This window comes from Nocardia sp. NBC_01499, from assembly GCF_045040275.1.
In the GTDB taxonomy this organism is placed as follows: Bacteria; Actinomycetota; Actinomycetes; order Mycobacteriales; family Mycobacteriaceae; genus Nocardia.
The window spans coordinates 9,505,877-9,516,235 of sequence record NZ_CP109426.1; the positions used below are offsets into that span (position 1 = coordinate 9,505,877).

At 66.9% G+C, this 10,359-nt stretch carries 9 protein-coding genes; 7 read left to right on the forward strand and 2 right to left on the reverse strand.

The genetic code is table 11. The annotated features are described in order from the left end of the window. Nucleotides 1–129: 129 nt before the first annotated feature. Complete coding sequence (locus OG203_RS43185) at nucleotides 130–2,145, forward strand: ArnT family glycosyltransferase (protein WP_405162972.1); 2,016 nt, start codon at nucleotides 130–132, stop codon at nucleotides 2,143–2,145. A 155-nt stretch (nucleotides 2,146–2,300) separates the two neighbouring features. Continuing rightward, nucleotides 2,301–3,536, forward strand: coding sequence for a hypothetical protein (locus tag OG203_RS43190; RefSeq protein ID WP_405162973.1), 1,236 nt, complete (start codon nucleotides 2,301–2,303; stop codon nucleotides 3,534–3,536). A 3-nt stretch (nucleotides 3,537–3,539) separates the two neighbouring features. On the opposite strand, the gene OG203_RS43195 is transcribed toward OG203_RS43190, so the two are convergent. After that, nucleotides 3,540–5,117: an adenylate/guanylate cyclase domain-containing protein gene (locus tag OG203_RS43195; RefSeq protein ID WP_405162974.1), complete on the reverse strand. Its 1,578-nt coding sequence runs from the start codon at nucleotides 5,115–5,117 to the stop codon at nucleotides 3,540–3,542. A 272-nt stretch (nucleotides 5,118–5,389) separates the two neighbouring features. Here OG203_RS43195 and OG203_RS43200 point away from each other — a divergent pair, with 272 nt between their 5' ends. From OG203_RS43200 to fni, 3 genes are all read left to right on the forward strand, one after another. Next, a complete protein-coding gene (locus OG203_RS43200) occupies nucleotides 5,390–6,082 on the forward strand; it encodes a hypothetical protein (RefSeq protein ID WP_405162975.1) in 693 nt (230 codons plus the stop codon). Between the two features lie 120 nt (nucleotides 6,083–6,202). After that, entirely contained in the window at nucleotides 6,203–6,886 is a 684-nt protein-coding gene (locus OG203_RS43205) for a L,D-transpeptidase family protein (RefSeq protein ID WP_405162976.1), read from the forward strand. A 90-nt stretch (nucleotides 6,887–6,976) separates the two neighbouring features. After that, nucleotides 6,977–8,059, forward strand: coding sequence for a type 2 isopentenyl-diphosphate Delta-isomerase (gene fni / locus OG203_RS43210; protein ID WP_405162977.1), 1,083 nt, complete (start codon nucleotides 6,977–6,979; stop codon nucleotides 8,057–8,059). A gap of 50 nt (nucleotides 8,060–8,109) precedes the next feature. Here fni and OG203_RS43215 read toward each other — a convergent pair whose 3' ends face one another. Further along, nucleotides 8,110–8,820 (reverse strand): thioesterase II family protein, encoded by a 711-nt coding sequence (locus OG203_RS43215; protein WP_405162978.1) that lies wholly within the window; start codon nucleotides 8,818–8,820, stop codon nucleotides 8,110–8,112. A 165-nt stretch (nucleotides 8,821–8,985) separates the two neighbouring features. Between OG203_RS43215 and OG203_RS43220 the strand changes: the two genes are divergently transcribed. Both OG203_RS43220 and OG203_RS43225 read left to right on the forward strand, forming a co-directional pair. Then, nucleotides 8,986–9,231 (forward strand): hypothetical protein, encoded by a 246-nt coding sequence (locus OG203_RS43220; RefSeq protein WP_405162979.1) that lies wholly within the window; start codon nucleotides 8,986–8,988, stop codon nucleotides 9,229–9,231. Then, complete coding sequence (locus OG203_RS43225; RefSeq protein ID WP_405162980.1) at nucleotides 9,228–10,346, forward strand: AMP-binding protein; 1,119 nt, start codon at nucleotides 9,228–9,230, stop codon at nucleotides 10,344–10,346. The genes OG203_RS43220 and OG203_RS43225 overlap by 4 nt, the downstream gene beginning before the upstream one ends. Nucleotides 10,347–10,359 lie beyond the last annotated feature (13 nt).

The window sequence follows — 10,359 nt, forward strand, 5'->3', positions numbered from 1 at the left end:
GTTGGCCGGAGATGGGGCGAAGCTATGCGTCAGCTATGAACGGCTGCGAGGTCGGTATTGCCTTTTGCGCATAGCGAACGCACAGCTCGCGCAAAGATCCGACCCACACCGCGGCCCGACGATCGTGAGATGACTACCGCTACCTCGCGCCCGCGCTCGGCGTCCGATGCTCGCCGATCCGACACGGACAGCTCGGTCCACGATCAATCACGCGCGGCGCGGCTGCTGCACGGTTCGCCTGATCAGCCGAGGTGGGCTCGCCCGGGCCTGTTGGTCTTGCTCGCGGCGACCGCTGTCCTTTATCTATGGGGGCTGAGCCGGTCCGGGTGGGCCAATGACTTCTACGCGGCCGCGGTGCAGGCGGGCACACAGAGCTGGAAGGCGCTGCTGTTCGGTTCGCTGGACGCGGGCAACGCGATCACCGTCGACAAGCCGCCCGCGTCGTTGTGGGTAATGGGGTTGTCCGGCAGGCTTTTCGGGTTCAGCTCGTTGTCGATGCTGGTGCCGCAGGCGTTGATGGGGGTGGCGTCGGTCGGGTTGTTGCACGGTGCGGTGCGGCGGTGGAGTGGTCCGGCCGCCGGGTTGCTCGCCGGTGTGGTGCTGGCCTTGACTCCCGTTGCGGCGCTGATGTTTCGGTTCAACAACCCGGATGCGCTGCTGGTGCTGCTGCTGGTCGCGGCGGCGTATTGCACGGTGCGCGCTACCGAGAACGGCAGTGGGCGTTGGCTTGCGCTGGCGGGTGTCGCGGTCGGGTTCGGGTTTCTCACCAAGATGTTGCAGGCGTTCCTGGTGCTGCCCGCGCTGGGTGTGGTGTTTCTGGTCGCGGCGCCGATCGGCCTCCGGCATCGGATCGGCAAGCTGCTGGGAGCTGTTGTCGCGCTGGTGATTTCGGGTGGTTGGTTCGTCGCTCTGGTCAGCTTGTGGCCCAGTGCGTCGCGCCCGTACATCGGCGGGTCGACCGACAACAGCCTGCTCGATCTCGCCCTCGGTTACAACGGACTCGGTCGAGTGCTCGGCGGGTCGGGCAACGGTGGTGGCGGAGGTGGCGGGACCGCGTTCGGTGGCAGCACCGGAGTCACCCGGTTGTTCGGTGCTTCGATGGGGACCGAGATCTCGTGGCTGCTGCCTGCGGCACTGATCGGGCTGGTCGCGGGACTGTGGTTCACTCGAAGGAGCCCACGGGTCGGACGGCGTCGTGCGGCTCTCTTGCTGTGGGGCGGTTGGCTTCTCGTGACCGGTGTCGTATTCAGCTTCATGCAGGGCACCATTCACCCCTACTACACCGTCGCGCTCGCGCCTGCGATCGCCGCGTTGGTGGGGATCACGGTGGTCGAGTTGTGGCGCGGCAGGCAATCTGTGCAGGCGCGCCTCGCCCTCGGTGCTATGTCCGCCGCAACCGGTGTATGGAATTTCGTGTTGCTCGACCGCACTCCCGACTGGTATCCGGCGCTGCGCTGGAGCGTGCTGATCGGTGCCATCGTGGTGGCCGCGATCGTGGTGACCGGCGCGCACAGACTCGGCAGACTCACCGCTGTCGTCGCGATCGCCGGTCTGCTGTTCGGGCTGGCGGGAACGACCGCCTATGCGATCGACACAGCGGCGACGCCACATACCGGTTCCATTCCGACCTCGGGTCCGGTCGCCGATGGCGGGATGGGTGGTGGTCCCGGCGGAGGACCGCCCGGCGGAATGCCGAACTCGGCCGACGCCGCGAGAACGGCGGGAACACCGCCCGACGGCGAGTCCATCGACCGGACCGGAGGTCATGACGACGGTGGGCCTGGCCGCTCGACCTCGAACAACAACACGGCGTTGCAGCAACTGCTGAAGAACACCAACAGTCGTTGGGCCGCGGCGACAGTGGGTTCGCAGACGGCGGGCAGTCTCGAACTCGCCACCGGCACATCGATCATGGCGATCGGTGGATTCACCGGCGGTGACAACTCGCCGACCCTGGCGGAATTCCAGCAGTATGTCGCCAACGGCGACATCACGTACTTCATCGCCGACAACGCGGACGGGCATGGCCCCGGCCACGAATCCGAGGGCAGCGCAAGCCAGATCACCGCATGGGTCAAGGCCGGCTACACCGCGACAACGGTCGGCGACAGTACCGTCTACCAGCTCACCGGGGCTCAGAGTTGACCGCGGCGGTGCCGGACACGGATGCTCTGTCTAGTCGAGCAACGCAGCAGCACCGCTGTGGCTGTTACGACAGCTCGAGGGAGATCTGTGTGATGTACCGCCTCGGTGACATCGATTGTGTCAGTGCGCGGGGGCATTCCGCGCTGGGTGGAACGTTGGCGATACAGGCGGTCTGGCGTTACGACCGCCCGGTGGACCTGGCCGCGCTCGCGGACTTTCACACCGCGTTGCGGCACGGCAGGCTGGGACGGGTGGTCGCGGCGGCAATGATCCCCGCCGCGGGTGACCGGTGGAGTGCGCGGGCCGAATTCGCTCCGCTCGAGGTCACGGCGGCTATTCCGCGTGGTGAGCTCGAGACGTGGATCGCCGAGCGAGGGCGCGCGGAGTTACGCACCTTCGGCGGACCCGCATGGCGGTTGGCGGTGACCACCTGTGACAACGGGGAAAGCGCGGTGTCGCTGTTTGCCTCGCACACGATCGCCGACGCGCGCGCGTTGTGTGCCGCGATCACCGAGGCCGTCGCGGACAAGCGGTTCGACCTGGTCTATCCGACCGACGAATTCGGGCGAATGCGACTGCTGTACTGCGATATTCGTGATGCGGCGCGGCGCGGCGGGGCGCTGCTGAAGGCTGTCGGCCTCGGTGCGCAAATGGCCATGGCCAAGCGCGGAGACGCCAAAGGCGTTGCGGCCCAGCGGGTCGCGGACGACTTCCGCTTGCCGACGGTCGAAGCGACCGTTGCGGCGGGGCGCTGGCATGCGGCCGCCCGAGCCCGCGGCGGATCCGCGACTACCTTGGCGGTCGCGGTGATGGCGGCGATCGCCACCGAGATCGGCCGCACCGACGAACAGGGGCTGGCTCGGCTGATGATGCCGGTCAGTACCCGCACCGAGGCGGATCGTCGCGCGAATGCCTTGGCCGCCATAGATTTCGAGGTCGACCTTCGGGACGGCGTGCTGACCGACCTGGCGCCATTGCGCGCGCTGATGAAGGAGAAGTTGCGCGCGGCGGCGGGACAGTCCGCGCCACCGCTGATTCCGATCGCGGTCGCGCTGCCGCGCGGGTTGTTCAACGTATTGGTGCGTAAGGTCGCCGCCGATGCGACCGTCACGGTGTGCTCCAATCTCGGCGAACTCGACCCCGCGATGCTCAGCATCGACGGCCGACCGGCCGCGAATGTTCGGCTCGGCCTGGTCAATCAGAGCCTCGACTCGCGTGCCGTGCTGACCGAACGCGGCGGCAATCTCTATGTCTTGGTGGCCGAGTCCGCTGGGGAAATCACGCTGCGCGTCAACGGGTTTCATCCGCCGGAGCTGGTCGACGCCGAGCAGCTCGCCGCACTGGTCCAGCGGGTGCTCGGCCGGTACGAGCTCTCGGCAACCCTCGGGTAGCCCTCAGGTTCGCGCCGGGTCGTTGACCGGGACCGGGGCGAAGGTCTTGGTCGGCGTCGAGCGGCCGCGCAGCATCAGCGTTTCGTGCGGCTGCCACCACCGGGCTTCGTCGGCCGCGTCGGCGATCGTGTCGTGCGCGACCAGTATCCGTTCGGGCACCGTCTTGGCTCGTTCGGTGAGCCGGGCGGCCACGTTGACCGGGTCGCCGATGACGGTGTATTCGTAGCGGTGCTCGGCGCCGATATTGCCGGCAACGACGACCCCGGAGGCAACGCCGATGGCGGCGTCGAGTTCGGGATAGCGTTCGGCGAGGGCAGCCAGCGCGGTCTGCAGCGACCGGGCGGCCCGTAGTACCGCTGCGGCGTGTCCGGTGGTGTTATCGGGTGGGCCGAATACACACAGTGCGGCGTCGCCCTCGAATTTGTTGACCCATCCGCCTTCCGCGCCGACGCATCGGACGACTTCGGCGAACATGTCGTTCAGCATCGTCACCATTGCTTCCGGTGGCAGACGCTGGGCCAGCGAAGTCGAGCCGATCAGATCGACGAACAGCACGCTGGCCGGACGCCGCTCGCCACCAACACGCACCCCGCCGGTCAATGCGAAACGGGCGACCTCGGTCCCGACGTGGCGGCCGAACAGGTCGTGCAGCCGCTCCCGTTCACGCATGCCCTCGACCATGTGGTTGAACCCGGCCTGCAGCTGACCGACCTCGCCGCCGTAATCGACCGGGATCTGCGCGGTCAGATCGCCCGCTTGCACCCGTCGTTGCGCGGCCTGCAGTCCGATCGCCGGCTCTACCAGCGACCAGGCCATCGCGGCGATGAACGCCAGGCCGGCAAGGACGCTCAACGCCGCGAGCACGGCCAACGACACCGGCAGCCATTCGCGCTCCGCGGGCGTCAGTCCGAGTGGCGCGGTGCCGAGCAGCACCACGGGCACGGCCCCGCTCAGTACCCACGCGAGCACCAGCCGCCCGCGTAGACCGAGCACGGCACCGGCCGGTGGTGCCTCTCCGGCCAAGACAACGCGCAGTACCGGCCGGGCAACCCGCTCCAGCAGCAGCAGCGACAGCGCACCGGCGGTAAGCCCCGCGAGCGCGACGACCAGTGCGACTCGCACCGTGTACAGGACCGGATATCCCAGGGTGGCGTGCACGACGCCGACCACGATCGCTGCGACGAGCCAGACGGCGAACTCGTCGACGGCCTCGGCCCAGGGGAAGCTCAACGTCAACGATCGCTCCTGGGCCGTCGGCGTACGCCGCTGACGCACCCAGCCGAACGCCCGATCGGCCCGACGCTCGCCCCGGTAAACACCGACCGATATCGCGACGAGGAAGAACACCACACCGATGGTGCTCACCACGACGGCATCACGCCGGAAGTGGGAGTGCCCGCCCGACCACGGAATGCTGAAAACGACCAGCTGCACCGCGACCATGACGAACCCGACACCGTTCGCGGCGATCGCCGCCCGCCGTCCGGTATGGCGCGCGAACGCCGACGCGACCGCGTCCCACAATCCGTCATCGAACGGTGTGTCTTGCGGGGGAGAGATGTCTGCCTGATCGTCGAGCATGAGCAACCCTCTTTCTAGGCCGTCATGGGTAACGCCCAGCACCGAGGACACCGCGTGCTGATAAAACCGTACGACACGTTCCGGACCCGTGCCTGCTCAGCCACTCCTGCCGCCGCTCAGGCCGCTGATTGCCGCTCGTCGCACCGGGTCGACCCATCCGGGCCTGTGTTGTCGCCGAATACCCCTGCGGCACGGCGCGTGTTCGGCAACGGGACGCAGTCGGCTCCGGAACTAGCTGTTTCGGCGGACTGACCGAAGGAAAGGGTGTTTTGGTGCGTACACGTTTCGTCTCGATGCTCGCTGTGAGTTGCCTGGGGTTGGTGCTAGCGGGCGGGGCGGCCGGGTCGGCCCAGGCAGAGCCGACCGCCGCGGAGATGAAGGAGCTCTTCGGCGACCACGACGTCGCGACGGTCCGTGATGATCTGCGAACGAACGAGTACGCCGTCGAATGGCAGGCCAGGCTCACGCTCGCGAATGCGGACGGTCTGTGTGATCCCAAGAGCTTCGACAACGACGCGCTCGGGAAGATCGACAAGATCCTCCGGCGCTCGCCGATGCGCAACCTCGACAGTCCTGACCTGCACGCACGGCACGCTGTCGCCGGTAGCTACTCCTATACCAACGAATTTCGACGTAGCTACTGCGATAACTCGACTTTCCGGGGTAAGTACATAGCCGCCAAGAAGAAGTATACGGAGGATTACTCCGACAAGTTGATACTCGATGAACAGGGCATGCTGAAGTTCTATTACGTGATGGCCATAGATCTGTACAACGCGCTGAAAGAGGCCGGTGCGGGGATGGCAGGCTACTTCGATACGGAGAAATTGACGGAGGTCAAGCAGCCGTACGGTGAGTGCTATACATCGACCTGGAAGCCGCCGCCCGCCGAGCCGGGCACCAAAGACGTCGAAGAGGCCAATTACGTGAAACTCTGCAAGCCGAAAGATGACCCGGACGAATAGCCGTCGGCACAATGCGATGAGCGGTCGAGTGGGTCGGCTCCGGGGAAGCGGGCTGTCGGTAGGGTCTCCGCACCGTGCGTCGCCCACTCGATCGCGGTACCGCGCAGTAGCGTCGCGCTCATGACGGCCATCCAGTGCGTCGCGGGTCTTGTGGTCCTCGCCGCGGTCTCGACGACCTCGGTATACGGCCGCCCCGGCGCTGATCTGGCTGCCGCGCTGGGCGGAGTCCCGGCGATCAGCACCCAGGCGGTGGTCGTGCACGCGCCGACTGCGGCGACCACCCGCGCGATGTTGGAGACATTCGACAAGGTCGACGGGGCTTGGCGGCGCGCGTTTCCGGCGATGGTCGCCAGGATCGGCGAGGACGGGTTCAGCGATCATCACCGCGAGTCGGTGCCGTCGACACCCACCGGCATGTATGGCTTCGGGGACACCATCTACGGCATCGAACCCGATCCGGGGACGCGCTACCCCTATCACGTGCTCACCGAGGGTGACTGGTGGAACGAGAACCCAACGAGCCTGGGCTACAACACATTTCACCACGGCACCGACCCCGGCGGCGGGAGCGAGGCGCTGTGGCAGGTCGCCCCGCAGTACGACTACTTCGCGTTCATCACCTACAACGTACCCGCGGTCGCCGGACTCGGCAGTGCGATCTTCTTGCACGCCAACGGATCCGGCGACACCTCGGGTTGCGTCAGTCTCGAACGATCCGATCTGCTTCGCGTACTTCGCTGGCTCGACCCCGCGCGGACGCCGCGCATCGTGCTCGGTCCCGACGACGAACTGGCCAGGTCCTGATCATCGGCCAGCGTTCCGGCGGCCCCCGCTGTATCTCGGTGCGGCGGTTGTCGTTCTCACAGTTATGACGGCCACCGAGAGGAACCGATGATGATCGGTGATCGCAAGGACGATCATGTCGACTACGCCATCCAGCAGCAGCGCGGTGGGGCGGGTGGCAACGATTTCGACGCGGTGTCGTTCGTGCACCACGCACTGGCTGGCATCGATCTCGGTGCGGTGTCGCTTGCCGCCGGGCTCGCCGGAAAGCCGTGCGCGGTACCGCTGTTCATCAATGGTATGACCGGCGGCAGCACGCGCACCGGAATCATCAACCGGGATTTGGCGATAGCGGCCAGGGAAACCGGGCTGCCGATAGCGTCGGGGTCGGTCAGCGCTTATCTGCGCGACAGCTCAGCCGCGGACACCTACCGCGTGCTGCGCAAGGAGAACCCGCACGGGTTCGTGATGGCGAACATCAACGCCGCCACCACGGTCGAGGACGCGCTGCGTGCGATCGATCTGCTCGAGGCCGACGCGTTGCAGATCCACCTCAACGCGGTGCAGGAGATCGTCATGCCCGAGGGCGATCGCGATTTCGACGGCTGGCAGGCGCGGATCGAACAGATCGCCGCCGCGGTGCCGGTACCGGTGATCGTCAAGGAGGTCGGCTTCGGCCTGAGCCGCGAAACCGTGCTGCGGGTAAGGGATCTCGGCGTCGCCGCCGCGGACGTCGGCGGTCGTGGCGGCACGAACTTCGCCCGCATCGAGAACAGTCGCCGTCCCGTCGCCGACTACACGTTCATCGAAGGGTGGGGGCAATCGACCGCCGCATGCCTGCTCGACGCCACCGGAGTGCGCGGTGTCGGCATCCTCGCTTCGGGCGGCGTCCGTTCAGCCCTGGATGTGGCCCGCTCGCTCGCGCTCGGGGCCGCCGCGGTCGGTGTCGCCGGACCGTTTCTGCGCACCCTGGTGGACCACGGTGTTTCGGCGCTCATCGACATGATCGAGACGTGGCTCGATCAGCTACGCCGGATCATGACCGTCCTCGGCGCGCACACCCCGGCCGGCTTGGCCGAATGCGACCTGTTGATCGGCGGTGACCTGCGCGAGTTCTGCCGAATGCGCGGAATCGACGCCGATGAGTTCGCGGTGCGCAGCCGACGGCGGAACCCGGACCGCCCGAATTCCTGACCCGTTCACCGGGTCATCGGGATGTTCTTGCGGTGGCTCGGCGCCGACGGTTACGCCGCGCGCGATTCGAGCGAGACGTGGCGTTCGATGAGCTCGGCCACCTGCTGCCAGCGCTGTTCAAGATAGAAATGCCCGCCGCCGAACATGTGCACCGCGAACGCCGAGTTGGTGTGGCCGCGCCATTTCTCGATATCGAGGCCGGACACCCGCTGATCCTTGTTTCCGCACATGGCGATCGTCGGGCAGTGCACCGCGGTGTGCGGTGCCGCGAGATACGCCTCGACCGCCCGGTAATCGTTGCGCACCGCGGGAATGATCATGCGCAGAATGTCGTCATCGGCGAGCAGGCGATTGTCGGTGCCGTTGAGGTGCCGGATCTCCGCGAGCACGTCCGCCTCGGTGGCCAGCGGAATCTGATAGCTTGCCCGCGCCGACGGCGACCGTCGCCCGGAGACGAACAGTCGTATCGGACTGTGCCCCAGCGATTCCCAGCGCAGCGCGACCTCGAATGCGACCGTCGCGCCCATGCTGTGTCCGAAGAATATGGTCGGCACGCCGTCGGGCGGCAGCACCTTGGCCGTCCGGTCGGCCAGGACGCGGATATCGTCTACGAATGGCTCGTTTCTGCGGTCCTGACGCCCGGGATACTGCACCGCGCAGACCTCGATCGGCAATGACAGCGCCGCCGCCAGCGGCTGGTAGTACACGGCCGAACCGCCGGCATGCGGAAAACAGACCAGTCGCAATGCCGCGGTTGGCATCGGCTGGAAGGTGCGAATCCATCGCGCCCGGTCTTCGGCAATGTCAGATTTCGCGCTGTTCATGGCTTCCTCTCGAGTCCGATACTGCAGACTGTCGGACATATTGATGCTCGAGGGCCCCGGTTGGATACGCCGTGTCGGCCGTCGTTGTTCGCACCCGCTGCGGTGGCCTGGATCGTACGCATCCGAGTGCGCTACGCCTGCCTCTGCTACGAAATGGAGACCCACTGCGGGACAGTGCAACTCGGACGCGGTGGTCGGGATCTGTCCGGCTTCGCCGACGACAGCACCCTGGTCGAGGCCATGGTGCGGTACCTGGCAACCGGTTGGTGGGCCGACCGGAAAGGATTGAGGGACATGGGTATTGCCGTCTCGGCCAAGGGTGGCCTGGTCAGCGCGGTGGCGTCATGATCATGCTCGAACAGGCCGCCGAGCCCGCGGCCACCGCACACGCCGCGTCGACGACTCTGACCGCGGAGCTGGTCGAGGCCTTGCGCCGATTTCCTGGCAGCACCGTCTCCGACGACGACAGCACCCTGAGTTTCGCGGCGGTGTACGCGGCGGCGGCGCGGCGCAGCGGCATACTGCGCTGCCGGTTCGTCCCCGGCGAGGCGGTACCGTTGCGCTCGCGCAATTCGATCGGCTTTGTGATCGATCTACTGGGGTACCTGCTTTCCGGGTTACGACCAGTACTCATGGCGGGCGCGGCGGTGAGCGCCGCGCGGACCGAGCAGATCCTCGAATATGCTGCGGCCGGTACCGATATCGACGGGTCGGCGGTGGCCCTTTATCTGACCTGTGACGATGCGACCGGGGTCGCGAAACTGATCCCGCGAACACATGCGGGCTATCTGCTCAGTGTCTGGCTGGCCGCCCGCAATGCCGAGTTGACCACGGACGACTGCTATTTGGTGTCGGTCCCCGTCGCGCAGAACTACGCGCTCGGCTGCCCAGGGATTCTGGGCGCACTGCTTTCGGGGGCACGGGTGGTGCTGACCAGGGCCACCGATTACGCCGGAGTCACTGCCGCCGTCGCCAGGCACGGCGCGACCGTGCTTCCGCTGCTGCCTGCCCAGGCGCGGTGCTGGTACGGCCGAGGGGTGCCCGCGAGTCCTTCGCTGCGACTGGTGCAGATCGACGGCGCGGCGGTGAAATCCGCGGACGTGCACGCCCTGGTCCGGCTCTTCGGTGTCACCGTGCAGTACTCGTTCGCCATGGCAGAGGGGCTGCTGTGCCAATCCGCGCCGTCCGACGATCTCGACCATCGGGCTGGTCGGATCGGGCGAACGCTGTCCGACCGTGACGAGTTCCGCATCGTGGAGCCCGACCAGGCCGGTCGGGGGCGGCTCGAGGTGCGCGGTCCCTGCACGATCACCAGCTACCTGGCCGCACCGGAAGTCAACGCCACGAAGTTCAGCCCGGACGGTTGGTTGCGCACCGGGAATCTGGCGTCCGGGGCGGGCGGTCGTCGCTTCGTCGTGCATTCGCGCGCCGACGATTTGATCAACCGCGGTGGCTGCCGTTGATCATGTGAGGTTT